The organism is Kitasatospora sp. NPDC058444, from assembly GCF_042721415.1.
Taxonomy (GTDB): domain Bacteria; phylum Actinomycetota; class Actinomycetes; order Streptomycetales; family Streptomycetaceae; genus Kitasatospora.
Window position 1 is genome coordinate 146,138 of the sequence record NZ_JBHXLL010000003.1, and the last position, 23,311, is coordinate 169,448.

Genomic DNA, 23,311 nt, shown 5'->3' on the forward strand with positions numbered 1-23,311 from the left:
GATGACCCCGGTGTTCGGCCACGGCCGGCTCCGCCTCTACCTGCTGAAGCTGCTGGACGAGGCCCCGCGGCACGGCTACGAGGTCATCCGGCTGCTGGAGGAGCGGTTCCAGGGCCTGTACGCCCCCTCGGCCGGGACGGTCTACCCGCGGCTGGCCAAGCTGGAGCAGGAGGGCCTGGTCGCCCACAGCACCGAGGGCGGCCGCAAGGTGTACCGGCTGACCGACGCCGGACGCGCCGAACTCGAAGCCCGCCAGGGCGAGTTGGACGAGCTGGAGGTGGAGATCCGCGACTCCGTGGCCCAGCTCGCCGGGGCGATCCGCGAGGACGTCCGGGACAGCGCCAAGGACCTGCGCGAGGAACTGTGGAACGCCGCGAAGCAGGCGCCCCGGCCGGAGCGCGCCGAGGGCGGCGACCCGTGGGCCGGGCCCTGGGGCGACAACGAGTCCTGGCAGCGCGCCAAGGAGGAGTTCGCCCAGTTCAAGCGGCAGGCCAAGGAGCAGGCCAAGCGCGCCCGGGAACAGGAGCAGGCCGCCAAGGCCAAGGCGAAGGCCGCCGAGGCGGAGGCCCGCCGGCTGCGCGAGCAGGCCAAGGCCTCCCGCACCGCCGCGCAGCAGGAGGCGCTGCGGATCAAGCGCCGGGTAGAGCAGCAGGTGCGCGAGCACGCCGCGAAGGGCGACTGGCCGACCGGGCTGGCCGAGGGCCTCTCCGAGCTGACCAAGGGCCTGGCCGGGCTGGCCGACGCGGCCCGCTGGGGCCACGGCGCGGAGGAGCCGCCCGCCGGGTCCGCCGAGCGGATCACCGTGACCAGGATCGACCTGGACAAGGACAAGGACAAGGACAAGGACAAGGCCGAGGCCGACGCCCCGGCCGACCTGCCGCCGTGGACCCGCACCGACCCGGCCGGGGACCCGGCCCGCGAGCTGGAGCGGCTGCTCGACCGCTTCCGCGACCAGGTCCGCGACGCGGCCCGGGACGGCGGGGTCAGCGCGGACGGGCTGGCCGAGGCCCGTGCGGTGCTGGGCGCCGCGGGCGAGCGGCTGAAGCGACTGCTCGGCTGAGCCGACGGTCCGGAAGGTGACGGCCCGGTGCCCCGTTCGGGGGGCACCGGGCCGCCGCGCGTCAGGGGGCGTCGGCGCGCCGTGGCGCCGGGGGGTCCGGGCCCCGGGCTGCCGGGCCGTCAGGGGGTGAGGACGATCTTCCCGAAGACGTCGCCCTCGGCGAGCCGGGCGAAGCCCTCCCGGGCCTCGGCCAGCGGCAGCACCGAGTCGATCACGGGCCGGACGCCGGTGTTGGCGCAGAACGCGAGCAGCCCGGCCAGCTCCTCCTTGGTGCCCATGGTCGAGCCGACCACCTTGAGCTCCAGGAAGAAGATGCGGTTCAGCTCGGTGGAGCTCGGGTTGGGGCCGGAGGTGGCCCCGGAGATGACGATGGTGCCGCCCGGGCGCAGCGACTTCACCGAGTGCGACCAGGTCGCGGCGCCGACCGTCTCCAGCACCGCGTCCACCCGCTCGGGCAGCCGGGCGCCGCTCTCGAAGGCCGCGTCGGCGCCGAGCTCCACCGCCCGGGCGCGCTTGGCCTCGTCCCGTCCGGTGACCCAGACCCGCAGGCCGGCCGCCTTGCCGAGGACGATCAGCGCGGTCGCCACCCCGCCGCCCGCGCCCTGCACCAGGACGGTGTCCCCGGGCTTGACCCCGGCGTTGGTGAACAGCATCCGGTAGGCCGTCAGCCAGGCGGTGGGCAGGCAGGCGGCCTGCTCGAAGCTCAGCTCGGCGGGCTTGGGCAGCAGGTTCCAGGTGGGGACCGCGACCCGCTGGGCGAAGGTGCCCTGGTAGCGCTCGGTCAGGATGGAGCGCGGCTCGTCCGGGCCGACCCCGTGGCCGCTCTGGCCGATCACCGAGTGCAGGACCACCTCGTTGCCGTGCTCGTCGACGCCCGCGGCGTCGCAGCCGAGGATCATCGGCAGCTTCTCGGCGGGCAGGCCGACCCCGCGCAGCGACCACAGGTCGTGGTGGTTGAGGCTGGCGGCCCGGACCGTCACCACGCTCCACCCGGGACGGGCCTGCGGCTCGGGGAGGTCGCCCAGCTCCAGCCCGCTCAGCGGGTCGGCGGCGTCGATACGTGCGGCGTAGGCAGCGAACATGCCCCGGACGATAGCCGCGACGGCCGGGGCCGGGAACCACGCGGAGGTGTGACGCGTGTCCCGGCCCCGGGCCGTTTTGTCGTCGGACGGCCGGGGCCGGGACCACGCGCGGGTGTGACGCGTGTCCCGGCCCCGGGCCGTTCGGCGGATTCCCGGCCGGATCGTCAGATCCGCGCCACGCCCTCGGCCCGGGCGGCCTCGGCGACGGCCTTGGTGACCGCCGGCGCGACCCGCTCGTCGAACGGGGAGGGGATGACCTTCTGCGGCGTCAGCTCGTCGGCCACGACGCCGGCCAGCGCCTTGGCGGCGGCCAGCTTCATGCCCTCGGTGATCCGGGAGGCGCGGACCTGGAGGGCGCCCGCGAAGATGCCCGGGAAGGCCAGCACGTTGTTGATCTGGTTCGGGAAGTCGCTGCGGCCGGTGGCGACCACCGCGGCGTACTTGTGCGCGACCTCGGGGTGGATCTCCGGGGTGGGGTTGGCCATCGCGAAGACGAACGCGCCCTCGGCCATGGTCGCGACGACCTCCTCCGGCACGGTGCCGCCGGAGACGCCGATGAACACGTCGGCGCCGGCCAGCGCGTCGGCCAGCGAGCCCTTGAGACCGGTGCGGTTGGTCCGCGCGGCGATCTCGGCCTTGACGTCGGTGAGGTCGCCGCGGCCCTCGTACACCACGCCCTTGCGGTCGCAGACGGCCACGTCGCCGATGCCGGCCGCGACCAGCATCTTGGCGATGGCGATGCCGGCCGCGCCCGCGCCGGAGATGACGGCCCGCAGCGAGCCGATCTCACGGCCGGTCACCTTGGCGGCGTTCCACAGGGCGGCGGTGGTGACGATCGCGGTGCCGTGCTGGTCGTCGTGGAAGACCGGGATGTCCAGGGCCTCCTGGAGCCGGCGCTCGATCTCGAAGCAGCGGGGCGCGGAGATGTCCTCCAGGTTGACGCCGCCGAAGGAGGGCGCCAGCCGGACCACGGTCTCGACGATCTCGTCGACGCCGGTGCAGGCGAGCGCGATCGGCACCGCGTCCACGCCGCCGAACTGCTTGAACAGGATCGCCTTGCCCTCCATCACGGGCAGTGAGGCCTGCGGGCCGATGTCGCCGAGGCCCAGCACCGCGGTGCCGTCGGTGACCACCGCGACGGTGTTGGACTTCCAGGTGTAGTCGTTGACGAGCTCCGGCTGCTCGGCGATGGCCGTGCAGACCCGGGCGACACCGGGAGTGTAGGCGAGGGACAGGTCGTCCGCGTCGCGCACCGGGACGGTCGCCCGGATCTCCATCTTGCCGCCGCGGTGGAGCGCGAAAACCGCGTCGACCGGATCGTCGGTGTCCTGGGTGCTGCTGATGATCTCCGCTGCCACGATGACCTCTTCGTCATTGATCTGGCGAGGACGCGCGGCCGACGGGCAGGACGACCCGGCCGGAAACCGGAAACCGGGTACGCCGAAGCGGACCCGGGGTCAGGGTCGGGGCGCTGCCGTCGGGCGGCGCCCTCGGATGAGGGTTTTTATGGGGCTTGTGTTGTCCGTTTGTGCTTCCGGGCCGAGCGTAGGTCGGACGGAGGCATCGCACCTATGCCTTTTCGTCCTCGTCACGTACGGTTCATCGCCGCGCTGTCGCCTCAGGGCCCGGGCGTCACAAGCACCGGACTCCGGCGGCGGCAACGGCATGAGCGCACGCGCACCCGTAGGAGTGAACGCAGAGCCGAGGGGATTCGGTGCCCCGGATACGGAGCCACGTGAGGACTTCCGTTCCCGAGCACCCCGAGCCTGTCGGGGCTCGCCGGTCTGGTTCGAGCGTTCGGGGGTCACCCGGTAACGAATTCTGACACACCCGCTGCCGGGCCCGGCAGGCCGGGATGGCAGGATCGCTTGTCCGCCATTTCGCGTACACCCGCGCGTCACAGTGGCGGCCGCTCGTCCCTCGCACAGGAGCCTCCCTCATGCCTCACGTCCGCCATGCCCGTCGTCCGATCCCGGCCGCCGCCGCCCTGGCCACCGCCGGAGCCCTGCTGCTGAGCGGCTGCGGCGGCGGCCAGGCCGCCCAGGACGACCCGGTCAAGGACCTCCGCGGCAAGCTGCCGAAGGCCCAGCGGTCGGCCGGGGCGCTGCGGGTCGGCATGGACATCAACTACGCCCCGGTGGAGTTCCGCGGCCCGGACGGCGTGCCGACCGGCCTGGACCCGGAGCTCGCCGCCGCCCTGGGCCGGATCCTCGACGTGCGGGTCGAGTTCGTCGACACCCCGTTCGACAAGCTGATGCCGAACCTCCAGGCCAAGCAGTACGACGTGGCGATGTCGGCGCTCAGCGACACCCGCCGGCGCCGCGACGCCCTGGACGAGAACGGCAAGCAGGCCGGCCCGGGCGTGGACTTCGTGGACTACTTCATCGCCGGCACCTCGATCGTCGTCCCGAAGGGCAACCCCAAGGGGATCAAGACCCTGGACGACCTGTGCGGCAAGACCGTCGCGCTCCAGCAGGGCACCACCCAGGACGAGATCGTCACCCGTCAGGTGTCCGTCTGCACCCGGGCCGGCCGCCCGCTGACCCCCCACAAGGTGGACACCGACGCCAAGGCGCTGGCCGAGGTCGCCTCCGGCGCCGCCGCGGCCGGCCTGAACGACTTCCCGGTGGCCGCCTACGCGGCGAAGACCACCGACGGCGGCGGCCGCTTCGAGGTGACCGGCGGGCAGTCCACCTCCAACCCGTACGGGATCGCGCTGCGCAGGGACGACGACCAGCTGCGCGACGTACTGGCCAAGGCGATCGACCAGCTGATCCGCAGCGGCGAGTACGACAAGATCCTGGCCAAGTGGAACGTGAGCGCGGGCGCGGCGCAGAACGCGGTGGTCAACGGGGGCATCTGAGCGGTCGGGGGCGGGCGCCGGGTACGGCACGGACCGGTCCGCATACCTATGCGCAGAGTGACAGGGGCACGAAATAAGTCCGAATAGCGGACAGTGCGACCCCTCGTTATCCGATTTTGATCTGGATGAGGGCCACCTGACTGTCATCAGATGGCAGGATTCCCCCCATCTCGGATCGAGTCGGCCGCCGGCCGAGGCCGTCCGGTCAACGTCCACCTCGGCGGAGGGTGGCGGAAGCAGTACCTCGTACAACCCCGGGCGGCTCCCCCCGCGCCCGGGCAACTGCACGACCCGGCCCGCACGTACGACGACGTACGGCGACACGCACCCGTACCGAGCCGCGCGGCTCGCCGTTCCGGTGCGCCGCTCCCGCGGCGCGCTCCGCCCGACCTCTCTCCCCCAGGATGGAGATCCCCCTCATGACCACCCGTACCCAGCGCAGCCGGCTCCTCGCAGCCGGTGTGGTCGCCGCCTCGGTCTCCCTGGTGCTGACCGGTTGCAGCAGCAGCAAGAGCGACAACGGCGGCGCCCCCAACGCCTCCGCCACCGTCAACGAGGTCAAGGCCGACGCCAAGCTGGCCGCGCTCGTCCCGGACGACGTCAAGTCCGCCGGCAAGCTCGTGGTGGGCGCGGACGCGTCGTACGCCCCGGACGAGTTCAAGGACGACAGCGGCAAGATCATCGGCATGGACGTCGACCTGGCCAACGCCATCGCCGCCAAGCTCGGGCTGAAGGCCGAGGTCCAGGACTCCGGCTTCACCGCGATCATCCCCGGCATCCAGTCGAACAAGTTCCAGCTCGGCATGTCGTCCTTCACGGACAACAAGGAGCGCGAGCAGATCGTCGACATGGTCACCTACTTCAACTCCGGCAGCGCCGTCGCGGTGAAGAAGGGCAACCCGGAGAAGATCGACCCCAAGGACCTCTGCGGCAAGAAGGTCGCCGTCCAGACCGGCACCACCCAGGCCGACGAGATCAAGGACACCCGCGACCCGGACTGCGCCAAGGCCGGCAAGCCGGGCATCCAGAACGGGGGCGACAAGTTCGACCTCCAGACGGACGTCACCAACGCCGTCGTCTCCGGGCGCGACCAGGCGATGATGGCCGACTCCCAGGTCGTCGACTACGCGATCAAGCAGTCCGGCGGCCAGCTGGAGAAGGTCGGCGAGACCTACGGCACGGCCCCCTACGGTGTCGCCCTGGCCAAGGGCTCCAAGCTCGCCCCGGCCATCCAGGGCGCCGTCCAGTCGCTGATCGACGACGGCACCTACAAGCAGATCCTGACCAAGTGGGGCGTCGAGGCCGGCGCCATCGACAAGTCGGTCGTCAACGGCGCCGCCTGATCCCTCGTCCGCTCCATCTTCTCCCCCGAGGCCACACCGTGAACTCTTTGGACAAGGGGACGGCGGAGAAGGGGCGGCCTGAGACCATCAAGGCCGTTCCCGTCCGCCACCCCGGACGCTGGGCGGGCGCCGTCGTCATCGCCGTACTCGCGGCGATGCTGCTGAGCGCCCTCTTCACCAACCCCGCTTTCAAGTGGGACATCGTCGGTCAGTACCTGTTCCACGACAGCATCATGCACGGCCTGCTGGTGACGCTGGAACTGACCGTGCTCGCCATGCTCATGGGTGTGGTCGGCGGCATCGTCCTGGCGGTGATGCGGCTGTCCCCGAACCCGCTGCTGGCCGGCGTCGCCTGGGTCTACATCTGGATCTTCCGCGGCACCCCGGTGCTGGTGCAGCTGGTGTTCTGGAACTTCCTCGGCCTGATCTGGGCCAAGCTGTCGATCGGCGTGCCGTGGGGGCCGGAGTTCTGGTCCGAGCAGACCAACGTGCTGATCCCGACCTTCGTCGCCGCGCTGCTGGGCCTCGGCCTCAACGAGGCCGCCTACATGGCGGAGATCGTCCGCGGCGGCATCCAGTCGGTGGACGAGGGCCAGAGCGAGGCCGCGCACGCGCTCGGCATGAGCCGGTTCCAGACCATGCGCCGGATCGTCCTGCCGCAGGCCATGCGGGTGATCATCCCGCCGACCGGCAACGAGACCATCTCGATGCTGAAGACCACCTCGCTGGTCTCCGTGATCTCCCTGGAGGAGATCTTCCGGGCCGGCCAGGTGATCTACTCCCGGAACTACCAGAACATCCCGCTGCTGATCGTGGTCAGCCTCTGGTACCTGTTCTTCACCTCGGTGCTGACCATCGGTCAGTACTACGTCGAGCGCCACTACGCCCGAGGTTCCAACCGCACCCTCCCGCCCACCCCGCTGCAGCGACTGCGGGGCCTGTTCGCCGGGAAGCCCGCCCCGAAGACGACCGCCGACGTCGTCCCGGGGCTCGAGGGAGGTGGTCACGTATGACCGATCTGACCAAGACCCCCGCCGGCGCCGCGGCCTCCGCCGAGCCCATGGTCCGCGCCGAGAACGTGCACAAGTCCTACGGCCCGGTCGAGGTGCTCAAGGGCATCGACCTGGAGGTCAAGCAGGGCGAGGTGTTCTGCCTGATCGGCCCCTCCGGCTCCGGCAAGTCGACCTTCCTGCGGTGCATCAACCACCTGGAGCAGATCAACGGCGGCCGCCTCTGGGTGGACGGCGAGCTGGTCGGCTACCGCCAGAAGGGCGACCGGCTCCACGAGCTCAAGGACCGCGAGGTCGCCCTCAAGCGGCGCGACATCGGCATGGTCTTCCAGCGCTTCAACCTGTTCCCGCACATGACCGCCATCGAGAACGTCATGGAGGCGCCGGTCCAGGTCAAGGGCGAGAGCAAGGCCGCGGCCCGCGAGCGCGGAATGGTCCTGCTGGAGCGGGTCGGCCTCGCCGACAAGGCGAGGAACTACCCCTCGCAGCTCTCCGGCGGCCAGCAGCAGCGCGTGGCGATCGCCCGCGCGCTGGCCATGAAGCCCAAGCTGATGCTCTTCGACGAGCCGACCTCCGCGCTCGACCCGGAGCTGGTCGGCGACGTCCTCGACGTCATGCGCGGCCTCGCCGAGGAGGGCATGACCATGGTGGTCGTCACCCACGAGATGGGCTTCGCCCGCGAGGTCGGCGACGCGCTGGTGTTCATGGACGGCGGTGTGGTGGTCGAGTCCGGCAACCCCCGCGAGGTGCTCACCAACCCGCAGCACGAGCGCACCAGGGCCTTCCTGTCCAAGGTGCTCTGAGCCCGAACCGTCGGCGCCCGGCAGGCCGCTCCTGCCGGGCGCCGACGTTTGCCCCGCCCAGGTAATAGGCTGGATGCAGTCAGCCCGTTACCGAATCTGGAAGGACCCCTGTGGAGCTCGCCGCCTACGCCGATCTCGCCGTTCGGCTGGTGAACACCGAGGAGCCCGAGCGCGGCACCGACACGCTGACCTCCGTGGAGGCCGTGCGCGGCCTGTTCTCGGACTCCGCCCGGGCCGCCGCGCTCGCCGACGAGTCCGACCTGCCCCGACTGCGGGCGGTGCGGACCCGGCTGCGCGGCGTCTTCGAGGCCGCCGCCGAGGGGGACGAGACCCGCGGCGTCGACCTGCTGAACAGCCTGCTGATGGAGTACCCCGTCAGCCCGCTGGTCTCCGGGCACGACTACCTGGACGACGCCGGGCGGCCGCGCTGGCACCTGCACCTGGCCGACAACTCCCCCACCGCCACCGCGCACTTCACCGCGGTCGCCTGCATGGGCCTGGCCGTCCACCTCACCGAGCTGGGCGCCGACCGGCTCGGCATCTGCCAGGCCGCGCCCTGCCGCAACGCCTACCTGGACACCTCGACCAACCGCTCCCGCCGCTACTGCTCGGACCGCTGCGCGACCCGCGCCAACGTGGCCGCCTACCGGGCCCGCAAGCGCCAGGAGGCGGAGGCGGCGGCCCGGGACTGACCCCGGGCGCAGGGCCGGGCGCAGGGCCGGGGTCAGGGCCGGGGTCAGGGCCGGGGTCAGGGCCGGGGTCAGGGCCGGGGTGCAGGACCCCGGGCGCAGGGCCTAGACCTCCTCGACCCAGACGCCGAGCCGTCGGGAGAGGCCCGGCACCCGGGCCAGCCGCGGGGTGAGCAGCAGCCGCTCCAGCCGGCGCCCCGGCGCCAGCCAGACCGGGCTCGGGCGCAGCCGCAGCAGCACCCGGCCGAGCACCAGCTCGTCCGGCACGGCGCCGTAGCTGCGGCTGTCGCTGTCCACCGGCCGGTTGTCGGAGAGCAGCCACCAGCCCGTGGCCCGGCGCTCGGCGGCCCGCTTCACCACCAGCAGGTCCTGCTGGAAGGGGTGCCGGAAGACCACCACCGCGCCCGGCCGGATCGGCGCGCCGTAGCGGACCAGCAGCTGGTCGCCCTCGCGCAGGGTCGGGACCATCGACGGCCCCGCCACGTCGACCAGCCCGAACGGCAGCGCACCGCCCCGCTCGCGCCCCCCGGCTCCGGCGCCCTCCGGTCGCGTGCTCCGCGCCACGGCTCCTCCTCCCGCTCCGTCCGCCCCCCAGTCTGCCGTACGGACCGTCACCGGTCCGATGTCCGGATTACCCCGGTTCCTGGTCCGCCTTTTGCCCTAGGCCCACCGCCCGATCGCGAAACCGGAAGACCGGAAGGGTAATCTCGGGCGCGGGAAGACGATCTAAGGAAGGACTCCCATGTTCTCTCGTCTGTTTGCACCGCGCGCCACCGCCCACGCCCACTGCGACCTGCCCTGCGGCGTGTACGACCCGGCGCAGGCCAAGCTCGAGGCCGAGTCGGTCAAGGCCACCCAGGAGAAGTACCAGGCCAACGAGGACCCGCACTTCCGCGCCCGCGCCATCATCATCAAGGAGCAGCGCGCCGAGGCCGTCAAGCACCACATCTCGGTGCTGTGGAGCGACTACTTCAAGGCCCCGCACTTCGAGAAGTACCCGCAGCTGCACCAGCTGATCAACGACACCCTGAAGGCCGCCTCGGCCGCCAAGGCGTCCACCGACCCGGCCACCGGCCAGGCCCTGCTGGACCTGATCGCCGAGGTCGACAAGATCTTCTGGGAGACCAAGCAGGCCTGAGCCTGACGCGTCGCCACCCGACCGCCCCCGTCCGCACCGCCGGCCGGGGGCGGTCGCGCGTTCACGGCCCGCGGCCCGCCCCGCCCCGACCCCGGTAAGGGTTGCCTACCCTGAGTGGCTGTTATGCTGCCAGGGCGTCCGAGGGGGAAGTCCGGTGTGAATCCGGCGCTGACCCGCAACGGTGAGCACGGCCCGTACCACCCCGTACGGCCGCGCCAGCCCGATCGCCCTCGGCCGCCGAACTCCCGACAACTCGCCGTGGACTGCGAGGGGAACGGCGCCCCGCCACGCCCGCGGCCCGCGCCCGCCCCGGCGCACCCGCGGCCCGAGGCAAGGCGCACCCGTGACCCGCACCGTCGACCGCGCAGTCGGCCCGCCCGCTCGTCGCATACCCGTCGTCCCGCTCGCCGTCGGCCTCGGCGCCGCCCTGCTGCTGTCGCTGGTCTGCGGGGTCGCCCTCGGCTCCTCCGGGCTCGGCCTGCCCCGCGTCCTGCGGCTGCTGGGCGCCGGCCTGACGGGCGGCCGGCTGGACGCCGACGAGGCCTCCGCGTACGCGATCGTCTGGGAGATCCGGCTGCCGCGCACCGTGCTGGCCGCCGTGGTCGGCGCCGGGCTGGCCGCCTGCGGGGTCGCCGTCCAGGCCCTGGTGCGCAACCCGCTGGCCGACCCCTTCGTGCTCGGCATCTCCTCCGGCGCGGCCGTCGGCGCCAACGCCGTCCTGCTGTTCGGCGCCTTCGCCGCGCTCGGGGTGTGGGCGATCTCCGTCTCCGCCTTCGGCTCCGCCCTGGCCGCCATGACGCTCGTCTACCTCGCCGCCCGCACCGCGTACGGGCTCACCCCGCTGCGCCTGGTGCTCACCGGCACCGCCCTGTCCTACGGCTTCTCCGCCACCACCACCCTGATGGTCTTCGCCGCCGACCGCGGCGAGGCCGCCCGGGACGCCATGATGTGGCTGCTCGGCAGCCTCGGCGGCGCGACCTGGGGCTCGGTGCCGATCGCCGCCGTCACGGTGCTGGCCGGCCTCGTCCACCTGGCCTGCGCCGCCGGACGGCTGGACGCGCTCGCCATGGGCGACGAGACCTCCGCCTCGCTCGGCGTGGACCCGGGCCGGCTGCGCCGAGAGCTGTTCGTGGTGACCGCCGCCGTCACCGGCACCGTGGTCGCGGTCAGCGGGGCGATCGGCTTCGTCGGGCTGCTGGTGCCGCACGTGGCGCGGATGCTGGTCGGCGCCGGGCACCGCCGGGTGCTGGTGATCGCGCCGCTCGCCGGGGCGCTGCTGCTGGTCTGGGTGGACATCGCCTCGCGCACCCTGCTGGCGCCGGCCGAACTGCCCGTCGGGGTGTTCACCGCGGTGCTCGGTGTGCCCGCCTTCCTGCTGATGATGCGCCGCCGCGGCCAGTCCTTCGGAGGTGCCCGATGACCGACCCGACCGACCTGACCGACCCGACCGACCCGACCGATCTGACCGACCCGACCGGACCGACCGGACCGACCGGACCGACCGGACCGACCGGACCGGCCCCGGAGCGGGCCGAGGACCTCGCGGTCGACGCCGTCTCGGTGGAGCTGGCCGGCACCCGGCTGGTCCACGAGGTGAGCCTGGCGGCCGCCGCCGGTCAGGTGGTCGGCCTGATCGGCCCGAACGGCAGCGGCAAGTCGACCCTGCTGCGCTGCGTCTACCGGGTGCTCAGGCCGGCCGGCGGCGTGGTGCGGCTGGCCGGCGACGACCTGCACGCCCTCACCGCCCGCGACACCGCCCGCCGGGTGGCCGCGCTGACCCAGGAGCACTCCGCCGGGTTCGACTTCACCGTGGCCGAGGTGGTCGCCATGGGCCGGCTGCCGCACCGCCGCGGGTTCGGCGCCCCGTCCGCCGGGGACGAGGAGCGCTGCGCCGAGGCGCTGCGCAAGGTCCGGGCCGGGCACCTCGCCGAACGCGGCTTCCTGAGCCTGTCCGGGGGCGAGAAGCAGCGGGTGCTGTTCGCCCGCGCGCTGGTCCAGGAGCCGCGCCTGCTGGTGCTGGACGAACCCACCAACCACCTCGACATCGCCCACCAGTTGGAGGTGCTGGCGCTCGCCCGCGAGGCCGGACCGACGGTGCTCACCGCGCTGCACGACCTCAACCTGGCGGCCGGCCACTGCGACCTGCTCTACGTGCTGCGGGACGGCCGGATCGTCGCCTCCGGCCCGCCCCACGAGGTGCTCCGCCCCGCCCTGCTGGCCGAGGTGTTCGGCGTCCGCGCCACCCCGGTGCGGCACCCGGAGACCGGCGCCCTCCAGCTGCTGTTCGACCGGCTCCCCTGACCTCGAACGACCCCGACGACCCCGACGACCCCACTCGACCACGAACGACCTCGCTCGACCACGAAGGAACCCCCGTGCGCACCAAGGCCGTTGCCACCGCCGCCCTGCTCGTCCTCGGACTCACCTCCTGCGGCGCCGAGATCGCCCCGAAGGAGGCCGCCGGCGCCTCCGCCCACTACCCGGTGACGGTGGAGAACTGCGGGCAGAAGCTCACCTTCGCGCGGAAGCCCGCCCGCGCGGTGACCTACGACGTGGGCATCACCGAGCTGATGCTCTCCCTCGGCCTCGCCGACCGGATGGCCGGCTACGTGATGCCCGACGACAAGGGGAAGATCGACCAGGTCGCCTGGAAGGACGGCTACCAGCAGACGAAGTGGCTCTCCAAGCAGCGGATCACCAAGGAGATCGTGCTGGACGCCAAGGCCGACCTGGTCTTCGCCGGCTGGCACTACGGCTTCGACGAGAGCGCCGGCGTCACCCCGCAGGCGTTCAGGGCGCTCGGCATCGACTCGTACGTGCTCACCGAGTCCTGCCGCAGCGGCAAGGGCACCGAGCGCGGCGTGATGGACCCGCTGGAGGCGCTCTACACCGACCTGGCCAACCTCGGCGAGATCTTCGACGTCAAGGACCGCTCCGACCGGCTGATCGCGGACTTCAAGGCGCAGATCGCCGCCGTCCCCCCGGTCGAGCGCCGCCCGTCCGTCTTCCTGTACGACAGCGGGCAGGACAAGCCGTACACCGCCGGGAAGTTCGCCGCCGCCGACGAGATCATCGCCAAGGCCGGCGGGACCAACATCATGGGCGACCTCGCCGACAGCTGGGTCACGGCCGGCTGGGAGGCCGTGGTGCGGCGCGACCCCGAGGTGATCGTGATCAACAACTACGGCGACACCGGCGCCGAGGAGAAGCGGAAGTTCCTCACGTCCTTCCCGCCGCTGGCCGGCGTCTCCGCGATCAGGAACGACCGGATCTTCGTCATGGACTACGTCGACCTGGTGGAGAGCCCGCGCAACCCGGCCGCGATCGGCGCGCTGGCCGCGTACCTGCGCACCGTGCCGCCCCGCTGACCGGCCCCGACCGCCCCGATCGCGCTCCTCCGGGCCGCAGGCCGCGGGCGTACGCTCAAGGTACGAGCCGACGGAACCCGACCGGAGGAGCGAGATCATGACCACCATGGCGGCCCCCGCCGCCTTCGACACCCGCGCACTGCGCGAGGGCATCGAGCGCTGCGACGCCGAGACCCTCCTGGCGCTCTACGCGGAGGACGCCGAACTGCGCATGGTCGATCGCAAGACCCAGCCCAGCCACCCCCTGGTGATGCACGGGCGGGAGGAGATCGGCGCCATGCTGGACGACATCTACGGCCGCGAGATGACCCACAAGCTGGAACAGGTCGTGGTGCAGGGCGACCACGCCGCGTTCCTGGAGTCCTGCCGGTACCCGGACGGCGTCCGGGTGCTGATGTCCTCGATGGCCGTCCTGCGGGACGGCCGGATCGTCGACCAGACCTCCGTCCAGGCCTGGGACGAGACCGGTCCCGAGCAGTAGGCTCACTGGCATGATCCGCAACGCCGTCACCACCGACGTTCCCGTCATCCACGCCATGGTCCGCGAACTCGCGGAGTACGAGAAGGCCCTGCACGAGGCGGAGGCCACCGAGGAGCAGCTGCGCGACGCCCTGTTCGGCGAGAACCCGGCCCTGTTCGGGCTGATCGCCGAGGACGACGCCACCGGCGAGCCGGTCGGCTTCGCGGTCTGGTTCCGCAACTTCTCGACCTGGCGCGGCACCCACGGGATCTACCTGGAGGACCTGTACGTCCGTCCGCAGGCGCGCGGCGGCGGCCACGGCAAGGCGCTGCTGCTGGAGCTCGCCCGGATCGCCGTCGAGCGCGGCTACTCCCGGGTCGAGTGGTCGGTCCTGGACTGGAACCAGCCCTCGATCGACTTCTACAAGTCGATCGGCGCGGTGCCGATGGACGAGTGGACGGTCTACCGGCTCACCGACGGCGCGCTGGCCGAGGCCGGCCGGCGCTGAACGGCCGTTCGGAGACCGGGGAAAGGGTCTGCCACCCTGCGTCGCAATGCCTTACCATGAGTAACTCCCGAACCGGGGTGCGGAAGGCAGAGCGTTGGCGGATCCGTGACGCCGGGCCCCCTTCGGGGGTAGCAAGCGGTAACAAGCGGGGTACCAAGAAAGCACAGCGCGCCACCCAGGAGGCAAGGGTGTCCCAGATCGACGGCGATCTCGGTGTTCAGGACTTCGTGGAGGTCCGGCTGCCCGCAGCGGGGGCCTACCTCTCCGTCCTGCGAACGGCGACGGCCGGGCTCGCGGCCCGGCTGGACTTCACGCTCGACGAGATCGAGGACCTGCGGATCGCGGTCGACGAGGCCTGCGCCATCCTGCTCCAGCAGGCGGTGCCCGGCTCCGTGCTGTCCTGCGAGTTCCGGCTGGTCGGCGACTCGTTGAAGGTCACCGTCGCCGCCCCGACCACCGACGGCAAGGCCCCCGAGCGGGACACCTTCGCCTGGACGGTGCTCTCCGCCCTGGCCGGCGAGGTCGACTCCTCGGTCGGCGAGGACAACACCGTGTCGATCAGCCTGAACAAGAAGCGCGGCGGCTCCCCCGCCCACTAGCCGGGCGCCGGACCGAACCGCACGACCCGAGCAGCACCGAGCACCACCCGCGCAAGGGCCGTCCGCCGCTCCCCGACCCGGGGTCCGACGGACGGCTCCCGGTACCGCCACCCACGCGGTACGACCAACGAGACGATTCCGGGGCCGCCGGCCCCGGTGCTCCCGGAACGGAACGGGGGAATGGCCGTGAGTGATCTGGACCGTACCGGCCTCGCGACGGCGGGACCTGCCGTACCGACCCAGGCGAGCGTTCCCGGCCTCGCCGCCAACGACGAAGCGCACCCGAAGGACGCCCAGCGGATGAGCCACCCCACCGAGCCGACGTCCGAGCCGACGCCTGCCTCCGTGCCCCCGCCGGACCCGGCGGACGGGACGGACCCGGCGGTCGGGGCCGAGGTACACGGCGCCGTGCCCACCCAGGGCACGCACCGCACCGGCGCCCCGGACCGGGAGGCCGCCCGCGCGCTGTTCGTCCGGCTGTCCGCACTGCCCGAGGGCTCCCCGGAGCGGGTCGAACTGCGCAACCAGCTGGTGCGGATGCACATCCCGCTGGTCGAGCACCTGGCCCGGCGCTTCCGCAACCGGGGAGAGCCGCTGGACGACCTGACCCAGGTCGCCACCATCGGCCTGATCAAGTCGGTGGACCGCTTCGACCACGAGCGCGGCGTCGAGTTCTCCACCTACGCGACGCCGACCATCGTCGGGGAGATCAAGCGGCACTTCCGCGACAAGGGCTGGGCGGTGCGCGTCCCGCGCCGGCTCCAGGAGCTGCGGCTGTCGCTCACCACGGCGACCAGCGAGCTCTCCCAGCGGCACGGCCGCTCCCCCACGGTGCACGAGCTGGCCGAGCACCTGGGGATCTCCGAGGAGGACGTCCTGGAGGGCCTGGAGTCCGCCAACGCGTACTCCACGCTGTCCCTGGACGTGCCGGACAGCGACGACGAGTCGCCGGCCGTCGCGGACACCCTGGGCGCGACCGACGAGGCGCTGGAGGGCGTCGAGTACCGCGAGTCGCTCAAGCCGCTGCTGGCCCAACTGCCGCCCCGGGAGCAGAAGATCCTGGTGCTGCGGTTCTTCCGGAACATGACCCAGTCGCAGATCGCCGCCGAGGTGGGGATCTCCCAGATGCACGTGTCCCGGCTGCTCGCCCGGACCCTGGCCCAGCTGCGGGAGAAGCTCCTGGTGGAGGAGTAGGACTGACGGCCGCTCAGCTCCGGCCGGCGGCCGTCCGGTCGCACACCGGTTCCTCGCGACCTTCGGCCCTGTGTGCCCCTAGTCCTCGGACGGGGCGTACAGGGCCGCCGTCGACTTCGGGTTCAGCAGGCAGCCGATGCCCACCAGGCCGAGCACGCCGATCAGCGCGCCGACCGCGATCATCGCGCCGCCGCTCTCGACCATGTAGTAGGCGACCGGCAGGCAGATCGAGTTGGTCAGCACCGCCGGGCTGCGGCCCCAGCGGCGCTTCTTGAGCAGCGCGAGGGCGGCCAGCACCGGCAGCACGCCGAGCAGCACGATGACCGCTCCGCCGAACTCGTTCAGGGCCAGCTGCTTGGCCTGGCCGGACAGCGCGGCCACCATGTCCGAGAGGCCGACGACGGCGAGCGCGGCGCCCTCCAGGGCCGTGATGGCGGCGCCCAGGGTCAGGGAGGCCGGGCGGCCGGCGCCGGCCGAGGGTGCGGGTGCGGAGGTTTCTGCGGTCACTCCAGCAGGGTAGCCGCCGGTCGGTCCGTACCGACCCGTAGGCTTTCCCCATGCGCGCTCTCCTGGTCGTGAACCACAAGGCCACCACCACCAGTGGCCGGACCAGGGACGTCCTGATCCACGCCCTGCGCAGCGATCTCAAGCTGGACGTCGCCGAGACCCAGTACCGGGGCCACGCGCGCGACCTGGCCCGCGAGGCGGCGGAGGACGGCACCGTCGACCTGGTGGTGGCGCTGGGCGGGGACGGCACCGTCAACGAGGTGGTGAACGGGCTGCTGGCGCACGGCCCGGGCGAGAAGGTCCCGCGACTGGCCGTGGTGCCGGGCGGTTCGACCAATGTGTTCGCCCGCGCGCTGGGCCTGCCCAACGACCCGGTCGAGGCCACCGGCGTCCTGCTGGACGCGCTGGAGCACGGCCGGGAGCGGCCGATCGGGCTGGGCAAGGCGATGACCGACGGGCTGCCGGACCGCTGGTTCACCTTCACCGCCGGCCTCGGCTTCGACGCCGGGGTGGTCGGCCGGGTCGAGGAGCAGCGCCGGGCCGGGCGCAAGTCCACCCACGCCCTGTACGTCGGCCAGGCCCTGCGGCACTACTTCACCCAGCGTGAGCAGCGCCGTTCCGGCCCGGTCTCCCTGGAACTTCCGGGCCACGCGCGGGTCCCGGGCCTGGTCCTGTCGATAGTCAGCAACACCTCGCCCTGGACCTTCCTCGGCAACCGTCCGGTCTACCCCTCACCGCTCGCCTCCTTCGACACGGACCTGGACGTCTTCGGCATCACCCGGATGACGGCGTTCGGCACGGCTCGAACGGTCCGTCAGATCCTGCGGTCGTACGCGCCTTCGAGTGACGGCACCCCTCCGAAGGGCCCCTCCGGGAAGCACGTCGTCTCCTATCACGACGTCAGACACTTCACCTTGGTTTCGGAGGAACCGGCGCCGTTCCAGGTCGACGGGGACCATCTTGGAGACAGGAGTCGCGTCAGTTTCACAGGCGTACGGCGGGCACTGCGTGTGATTGTGTGACTGGAAGGGGGGTTCCCCCTTCTTCTCGAACGCACAAGCCCCCTTCACTCCATAGAAGTACTGGCTGTGAGCTAGGCGACACCGAAGAATCCAAAATTCCTCCCCGAAGGGGGTTGTATCCGAGCCCGAGGTTTGCGAACCTCTACATGGCGATCGGGACACATCGCAGCGACGGCGACTCCGGAACCACAGGAGCACCGACCGCGGGGTGTCCCTCGAATCGCCGAATCCCCCCCAGCACAGACCACCCGGGCCCGACGGGCCTTTGGTCTCTTTTGCTGTTGCGGGATTCGTGAAAGCGTTCACATTCACAAGCCATTCGATTATGCCGATCGGGCCACCCCCCGCGGCAGGAGGAGTTGGACGACCATGGACTGGCGCCACCGCGCTGTCTGCCGCGAAGAGGACCCGGAGCTGTTCTTCCCGATCGGGAACACCGGTCCTGCTCTGCTGCAGATCGAGGAAGCCAAGGCCGTGTGCCGCCGCTGTCCGGTGATGGAGCAGTGCCTCCAGTGGGCGCTCGAGACCGGCCAGGACGCCGGCGTCTGGGGCGGCATGAGCGAGGACGAGCGTCGCGCGATGAAGCGCCGCGCCGCCCGCAACCGCGCCCGCACCGCCTGATCGCCCGGCGATCACACGCCGTAGCACCAGCAGTGACCGCAGTACCGATCGACACATGATCAAAGGCTTCCCTGCACCTCCTGGTGAAGCCTTCCGCACAAAGGACCTTGCCCAGCCGGGTCCTGCGACACCGGACCCGCCCGGACACTTGATACTGTTCACAGAGAGCAATATCGTGGAGCTGTGGCGCTCACCGTGTGCAACGCACCGGCGAGGTGTCGCACCACCCTGAGCCCCCGCTCCGGCCGACTCCCCCCGACGGCCGGAACGGGTTGAGAGGCCCTGTCGACCCACCCCCCCCGGTCGACAGGGCCTCGTTTCTGTTTCCGCGCGCCGACCCGGCGCTCGGACTCGGCGCTCTGGCTGGGCGCTCCGGCTGCGCACTCCGACACTGCACTCCGGCGCGCGCTCCGCTTCCGCACTCCGGCGCGTGCGGCGCGAACCCGGCGCTTCCGCCGGACACGCGCCCTGCCGCACACCTTCACACCCGACCGCTTCACACCCGACCGCGCACCGGATCCCGATGGGATCCCGACCGACCGGACCTCAGCGGACCTCAGCGGACCGGGATCTCCAGGATCACCTTGGTCCCGCCGTTCGGGCCGGCCACCATGTCGAAGGTGCCGCCCAGCTCACCGGTGGCCAGCGTCCGGACGATCTGCAGCCCGAGGTTGCCCGCCGTCTTCGGGTCGAACCCCTCCGGCATGCCGCGGCCGTCGTCCTGCACCGTGATCAGCAGGTACTCCTCCGGCCGGGCGCCGCCGGTCCAGCTGTCCGACCAGCCCTTGCCGGTCGCCGGCGCCCGCCCGCGCAGGGCGCTGACCTCCAGGTTCCCGGAGGCGGTCGGTCCGAACGCGTGCTCCAGGGCGTTCTGGAGCAGTTCGGTCAGCACCATCGACAGCGGGGTGGCCACCTCGGCGGAGAGGATGCCGAAGCTGCCGGTGCGGCGGGTCGCCACCCGGCCGTCCTGGGACAGCTCCATCACCATCGCCAGCACCCGGTCGGCGATCTCGTCGAAGGCCACCTGCTCGTCCAGCGCCTGGGAGAGCGTCTCGTGCACGATCGCGATCGAGCCGACCCGGCGCACCGCCTCGTCCAGCGCGGCCCGGCCGGACTCCGAGTCCATCCGGCGGGACTGCAGCCGCAGCAGGGCGGCGACGGTCTGGAGGTTGTTCTTCACCCGGTGGTGGATCTCCCGGATGGTGGCGTCCTTGGTCATCAGCTCCCGGTCGCGGCGGCGCAGCTCGGTCACGTCCCGGCAGAGCACCAGCGAACCGGTCAGGGTGCCCTTGGGCTTGAGCGGGATCGCCCGCAGGGTCACCACTCCCCCCTGGGCCTCCACCTCGGTCTGCCGGGGCGCCCAGCCGCTCGCCAGCTTCACCAGCGCCTCGTGGACGGCCGAACGGGACGGCGGGGCGAGGTCGGCGGTGGCCCGGCCGAGGTGGCTGCCGACCAGGTCGGTGGTGAGGCCGAGGCGGTGGTAGGCGGAGAGGGCGTTGGGGCTGGCGTAGGTGACGACGCCGTCCGCGTCCACCCGGATCAGGCCGTCGCCGACCCGGGGGGCCGCGTCCATGTCGGCCTGCTCGACGCCGGGGAAGGGGAAGGAGCCGGCCGCGATCATCTGGGCCAGGTCGGAGGCGCTCTGGAGGTAGGTGAGCTCCAGCCGGCTCGGGGTGCGCACGGTCAGCAGGTTGGTGTTGCGCGCGATCACGCCCAGCACCTTGCCCTCCCGTCGGACCGGGATCGACTCGACCCGGACCGGGACCTCCTCGCGCCACTCCGGGTCGCCCTCGCGCACGATCCGGCCCTCGTCGAAGGCGGCGTCCAGCAGCGGACGGCGGCCGCGCGGGACGAGGTGGCCGACCATGTCGTCCTGGTAGGAGGTGGGCCCGGTGTTGGGCCGCATCTGCGCCACGGACACGTAGCGGATGCCGTCCCAGGTGGGGATCCACAGCACCAGGTCGGCGAAGGAGAGGTCGGAGAGCAGCTGCCACTCCGAGACCAGGTTGTGGAGCCATTCCACGTCGGCCCCGGTGAGGGTGGTGTGGCGGCGGACGAGTTCGTTCAGCGAGGGCACATGGCGAGGGTAGCGCCGCCGGTCCGGGCGGGGCGCGGCGGACCGGTGGACGGAGCGCGGCGGACCGGCGGGCGGGCGCCGCGGGCCGCCTGCCCCCTGAGTTGTTTAGACCAATTTTCCGAGGGGCCTGGACAAGCGAGATTGGTCTAGTCCACAATGAAAGAGCACCAAGGAGAGGCCCCCGCGCAACTGCCCTGACCGCGCGCGGCCCCTCCTCGGTCGGACGCCGACGAGCGAGGACCCCGCACAGTCCTCGGTCGACTCCGGTGCCCGACGACAGCTCCGGGCTGCGGTGCCGCATGGGTTGAGGGTCCCGTGTCGGCGCCGTGGCCCGTAGTGTTTTCGGCCCCCCGAACCACGTCCGGCCGCTCAGCGATCCGGCCCCCGGTCCACCGCCTGTGGACCGGGGGCCGGATCGCGTCCGGGGCGGCCTACCTGGTCTCGGTGACCTTCGCCAGGGCACGCGGGGCGTCCGGGTCCTGGCCGCGGGCGATGGTGACCTCGTGGGCCAGCAGTTGCAGCGGCAGGATCTCCAGGATCGGCTGCACCTCCTCGGGCACGCCGGCCGGCAGCGCGAAGCCCGCCGAGGCGGCCTCCACCTGCGCCTGCTGGCCGACCACCACCAGGTCCGCGCCGCGCCCGCGCAGCCGGTCCAGCACCGGCTGGAGGGCCTCGCCGCCCCTGCCGTCCGGCACGATCGCGATGACCGGCGAGACGTTGTCCACCATGGCCAGCGGGCCGTGCAGCAGGTCGGCGCCGGAGAACGGGGTGGCCGGGATGTAGGTGGTCTCCATCAGCTTGAGCGCCGCCTCGCGGGCGGTCGGGTAGCCGTAGCCGCGCGAGGTGATGACCAGGCGCTGGGCGAAGCGGTAGCGCTCGGCCAGCGCCTTCACCTCGGCCTTGCGGGCCAGCACCCCGGCGGCCAGGCCCGGCAGCTCCTCGGCGGCCGATCCGTCACCGCCCCGCAGGCCCTCGACCAGCAGGTAGAGCGCCAGCAGCTCGGCGGTGTAGGTCTTGGTGGCCGGCAGCGCCTTCTCCGGGCCGGCCAGCACGTCGATGTGGAACTCGGAGACCTCGGCCAGCGGCGAGGCGGCGTTGTTGGTCACCGCGAGGGTGACGGCGCCGGCCTCGCGGGCGGCCTTGGTGGAGGCCACCAGGTCGGGCGAGCCCCCGGACTGGCTGACGGTGACGACCAGGACGTCGGTGAGGTCCGGCTTGGCGCCGTACGCGGTGGTGGTGGACATCGAGGTCAGGCCGGCCGGCTTGCCGAGCAGGATCTCGATCAGGTACTTGGCGTACAGCGCGGCGTTGTCGGACGTGCCGCGCGCGGTGAGCAGGACGAAACGCGGGCCGCGGGCGGCGATCTGCGCGGCGACCTCACGGATCTTCGGGGCACCCTCGTCGAGGATGCGCCGGAGGACGGCCGGCTGCTCGGCCATCTCCGCCGCCATGATCCGGCCGGGCACGGGAACGGTCTGCGGGTCGGACATCTGGGTCTGCCTCCGATGAGACGGTTCGACCCCGCCGGGCGGCTGCCCGGCGGGAACCTCCACGGCGGCGAGTCCGCACACTCGCTGCGGTTCTGCCGCCATCGTACGAGCGGGCCCGCGGCGTGGCACCCGTACGCCCCTCCCGGGGTCGGGAGGGGCGTACCACGGCCGGTGTCAGGACGCCTTGTTGATCAGCTGGTCGATCGCGGCGTCGGCCTCCTTGGTGGCCTGGTCCACCGACTTGCCCTTGAGGATCGCGGTCAGCATGTCCGGGATGACCTTCTGCTTCTCGACCGCGCCCCAGCCGGGTGCCAGCGGGGTGAACCAGGCGTCCGGGACGGCGTTGGCCGCGGCGGCGGTGGTCGGCTTGTTCTTCAGCGGGTTCAGCTGGGTCAGGTTGTTCGGCAGGATGTCCTTGTCGGCCAGCGCCTGCTCGGACTTGGTGCTGGTGAACATCCGGATCCAGTCGGTGGCGAGCGCCACCTGCTGGGACTTGGCGGTGACGGCGAGGTCGGAGCCGCCGATGAAGGTCGGCAGCGGCTTGCCGTCGGGGCCGGGCATGGTGGCCACCTTGACGGCGTCCTTGATGCTCGGGTCGCCGGTGACCGGGGCGGTGACGCTGGCCGCCTCGTAGCCGTTGCCGTAGAAGGACGCGGCGTGCCCGCGGGCCATCGCCTCGTACTGGTTCTGCTCGTTCACCGCCAGGTCGCCCTTGTTGTACTTGCGCACCAGGTCGACGAAGTGGCTGACGCCCTGCTGGGACTTGGCGTCGTGCAGGGTGCCGTGCCAGTTGCCGGAGCTGTCGAACTTGGCGATGCTGCCGCCGTACGCGGCCACGTAGCTCATCGCGGCGTACCAGTACGGGCCGGGCAGGTAGAGCGGGGAGTAGGTCCGGTCGGCCTTGTTGCGGTCCGCGATCCTGTCGAGCGCGGCCAGCAGGTCCGCCTCGGTCTTCGGGAAGTCGGCGCTGCCGGTGGCCTGCTGGAAGGCGGTGGAGTTGTAGATGGCGACCCGGGAGCCGGCGTAGTAGGGCACGCACCAGAGCTTGTCCTGGTAGGTGCAGGTGTTGGCGAGCGCCTTGATCCAGCTGTCGGAGTTGTCGAAGGTGCTGCGGTCCACCGGGGCCAGCGCGCCGGAGAGCACGTACTTCATGGTCTCGGTGTTGCCGAGCTCGACGACGTCGGGGGCGTTGCCGTCGGCGATGGCCTTGTCGAGCTTGCCCACCTTGTCGGCCCAGCCCTGGTAGACCAGCTTGAGGCTGACGTTCGGGTACCTCGCGGCGAACTCGTCGTTGACCCGCTGGACCAGGTCCGGCCAGTTCTTCTGGGCGTCGTCCATCAGCCAGACGGTGACGGTGCCGCCGGCGGCCTTCGGGTCCGCGGAACCGCCCGCACCGCCGTCGCCCGCGGGCTTCGCGGTCGAGGAACAGGCCGTCAGACCGACCGCCAGTGCCAGGGTCCCGAGCGTCGACATGAGC

Annotated in this window: 23 protein-coding genes and 1 riboswitch; of the genes, 16 read left to right on the forward strand and 7 right to left on the reverse strand. The window is 72.1% G+C overall.

The window, feature by feature from the left end:
* The first annotated feature begins 1 nt into the window (after position 1).
* A complete protein-coding gene (locus ACFWP2_RS05200; protein ID WP_380448440.1) occupies positions 2-1,060 on the forward strand; it encodes a PadR family transcriptional regulator in 1,059 nt (352 codons plus the stop codon).
* 119 nt (positions 1,061-1,179) lie between these two features.
* Here ACFWP2_RS05200 and ACFWP2_RS05205 read toward each other — a convergent pair whose 3' ends face one another.
* On the reverse strand, positions 1,180-2,142 hold the full coding sequence (locus ACFWP2_RS05205; protein ID WP_380448442.1) for a zinc-binding dehydrogenase: 963 nt from the start codon (positions 2,140-2,142) through the stop codon (positions 1,180-1,182).
* 164 nt (positions 2,143-2,306) lie between these two features.
* Entirely contained in the window at positions 2,307-3,500 is a 1,194-nt protein-coding gene (locus tag ACFWP2_RS05210) for an NADP-dependent malic enzyme (protein ID WP_380448444.1), read from the reverse strand.
* A gap of 581 nt (positions 3,501-4,081) precedes the next feature.
* Between ACFWP2_RS05210 and ACFWP2_RS05215 the strand changes: the two genes are divergently transcribed.
* The 5 genes from ACFWP2_RS05215 to ACFWP2_RS05235 all read left to right on the forward strand — a co-directional run bounded on the left by ACFWP2_RS05215 (position 4,082) and on the right by ACFWP2_RS05235 (position 8,853).
* Positions 4,082-5,005 carry an ABC transporter substrate-binding protein gene (locus tag ACFWP2_RS05215; RefSeq protein ID WP_380448446.1) on the forward strand — a complete coding sequence of 308 codons (924 nt, stop codon included), beginning with the start codon at positions 4,082-4,084 and terminating at the stop codon, positions 5,003-5,005.
* A gap of 419 nt (positions 5,006-5,424) precedes the next feature.
* Positions 5,425-6,348: an ABC transporter substrate-binding protein gene (locus ACFWP2_RS05220; protein WP_380448448.1), complete on the forward strand. Its 924-nt coding sequence runs from the start codon at positions 5,425-5,427 to the stop codon at positions 6,346-6,348.
* A gap of 38 nt (positions 6,349-6,386) precedes the next feature.
* Positions 6,387-7,361 carry an amino acid ABC transporter permease gene (locus ACFWP2_RS05225; protein ID WP_380448450.1) on the forward strand — a complete coding sequence of 325 codons (975 nt, stop codon included), beginning with the start codon at positions 6,387-6,389 and terminating at the stop codon, positions 7,359-7,361.
* 47 nt (positions 7,362-7,408) lie between these two features.
* Positions 7,409-8,161 carry an amino acid ABC transporter ATP-binding protein gene (locus ACFWP2_RS05230; RefSeq protein ID WP_380448931.1) on the forward strand — a complete coding sequence of 251 codons (753 nt, stop codon included), beginning with the start codon at positions 7,409-7,411 and terminating at the stop codon, positions 8,159-8,161.
* A 110-nt stretch (positions 8,162-8,271) separates the two neighbouring features.
* Positions 8,272-8,853, forward strand: a complete 582-nt coding sequence (locus ACFWP2_RS05235; protein WP_380448452.1) for a CGNR zinc finger domain-containing protein — start codon at positions 8,272-8,274, stop codon at positions 8,851-8,853.
* Between the two features lie 102 nt (positions 8,854-8,955).
* Here ACFWP2_RS05235 and sodX read toward each other — a convergent pair whose 3' ends face one another.
* On the reverse strand, positions 8,956-9,414 hold the full coding sequence (sodX, locus tag ACFWP2_RS05240; protein ID WP_380448454.1) for a nickel-type superoxide dismutase maturation protease: 459 nt from the start codon (positions 9,412-9,414) through the stop codon (positions 8,956-8,958).
* A gap of 178 nt (positions 9,415-9,592) precedes the next feature.
* Here sodX and sodN point away from each other — a divergent pair, with 178 nt between their 5' ends.
* The 8 genes from sodN to ACFWP2_RS05280 all read left to right on the forward strand — a co-directional run bounded on the left by sodN (position 9,593) and on the right by ACFWP2_RS05280 (position 16,117).
* Complete coding sequence (sodN, locus tag ACFWP2_RS05245) at positions 9,593-9,988, forward strand: superoxide dismutase, Ni (protein WP_045699892.1); 396 nt, start codon at positions 9,593-9,595, stop codon at positions 9,986-9,988.
* Between the two features lie 101 nt (positions 9,989-10,089).
* Positions 10,090-10,239, forward strand: a riboswitch (cobalamin riboswitch).
* A gap of 92 nt (positions 10,240-10,331) precedes the next feature.
* Entirely contained in the window at positions 10,332-11,408 is a 1,077-nt protein-coding gene (locus ACFWP2_RS05250; protein WP_380448457.1) for a FecCD family ABC transporter permease, read from the forward strand.
* The gene (locus tag ACFWP2_RS05255) at positions 11,405-12,289 is read left to right on the forward strand and encodes an ABC transporter ATP-binding protein (protein ID WP_380448459.1); all 885 of its coding nucleotides are present in this window, start codon (positions 11,405-11,407) and stop codon (positions 12,287-12,289) included. The genes ACFWP2_RS05250 and ACFWP2_RS05255 overlap by 4 nt, the downstream gene beginning before the upstream one ends.
* A gap of 74 nt (positions 12,290-12,363) precedes the next feature.
* Positions 12,364-13,356, forward strand: coding sequence for an ABC transporter substrate-binding protein (locus ACFWP2_RS05260; RefSeq protein WP_380448461.1), 993 nt, complete (start codon positions 12,364-12,366; stop codon positions 13,354-13,356).
* A 97-nt stretch (positions 13,357-13,453) separates the two neighbouring features.
* On the forward strand, positions 13,454-13,837 hold the full coding sequence (locus tag ACFWP2_RS05265) for a nuclear transport factor 2 family protein (RefSeq protein WP_380448463.1): 384 nt from the start codon (positions 13,454-13,456) through the stop codon (positions 13,835-13,837).
* Between the two features lie 10 nt (positions 13,838-13,847).
* Positions 13,848-14,324, forward strand: a complete 477-nt coding sequence (locus ACFWP2_RS05270) for a GNAT family N-acetyltransferase (protein WP_380448465.1) — start codon at positions 13,848-13,850, stop codon at positions 14,322-14,324.
* Between the two features lie 188 nt (positions 14,325-14,512).
* A complete protein-coding gene (locus tag ACFWP2_RS05275) occupies positions 14,513-14,923 on the forward strand; it encodes an anti-sigma regulatory factor (protein ID WP_380448467.1) in 411 nt (136 codons plus the stop codon).
* Positions 14,924-15,223: 300 nt separating this feature from the next.
* Positions 15,224-16,117, forward strand: a complete 894-nt coding sequence (locus tag ACFWP2_RS05280; protein ID WP_380448933.1) for an RNA polymerase sigma factor SigF — start codon at positions 15,224-15,226, stop codon at positions 16,115-16,117.
* Between the two features lie 78 nt (positions 16,118-16,195).
* Here ACFWP2_RS05280 and ACFWP2_RS05285 read toward each other — a convergent pair whose 3' ends face one another.
* The gene (locus ACFWP2_RS05285; RefSeq protein ID WP_380448469.1) at positions 16,196-16,624 is read right to left on the reverse strand and encodes a hypothetical protein; all 429 of its coding nucleotides are present in this window, start codon (positions 16,622-16,624) and stop codon (positions 16,196-16,198) included.
* Positions 16,625-16,674: 50 nt separating this feature from the next.
* On the opposite strand from ACFWP2_RS05285, the gene ACFWP2_RS05290 reads away from it, so the two are divergent.
* Positions 16,675-17,646, forward strand: coding sequence for a diacylglycerol/lipid kinase family protein (locus ACFWP2_RS05290; RefSeq protein ID WP_380448471.1), 972 nt, complete (start codon positions 16,675-16,677; stop codon positions 17,644-17,646).
* 369 nt (positions 17,647-18,015) lie between these two features.
* The gene (locus tag ACFWP2_RS05295; protein WP_014138019.1) at positions 18,016-18,267 is read left to right on the forward strand and encodes a WhiB family transcriptional regulator; all 252 of its coding nucleotides are present in this window, start codon (positions 18,016-18,018) and stop codon (positions 18,265-18,267) included.
* 556 nt (positions 18,268-18,823) lie between these two features.
* On the opposite strand, the gene ACFWP2_RS05300 is transcribed toward ACFWP2_RS05295, so the two are convergent.
* From ACFWP2_RS05300 to ACFWP2_RS05310, 3 genes are all read right to left on the reverse strand, one after another.
* On the reverse strand, positions 18,824-20,344 hold the full coding sequence (locus ACFWP2_RS05300) for a sensor histidine kinase (RefSeq protein ID WP_380448473.1): 1,521 nt from the start codon (positions 20,342-20,344) through the stop codon (positions 18,824-18,826).
* A gap of 431 nt (positions 20,345-20,775) precedes the next feature.
* Entirely contained in the window at positions 20,776-21,834 is a 1,059-nt protein-coding gene (locus ACFWP2_RS05305) for an SIS domain-containing protein (RefSeq protein ID WP_380448475.1), read from the reverse strand.
* 174 nt (positions 21,835-22,008) lie between these two features.
* Positions 22,009-23,307, reverse strand: a complete 1,299-nt coding sequence (locus ACFWP2_RS05310) for an extracellular solute-binding protein (protein ID WP_380448935.1) — start codon at positions 23,305-23,307, stop codon at positions 22,009-22,011.
* Between the last annotated feature and the right edge of the window lie 4 nt (positions 23,308-23,311).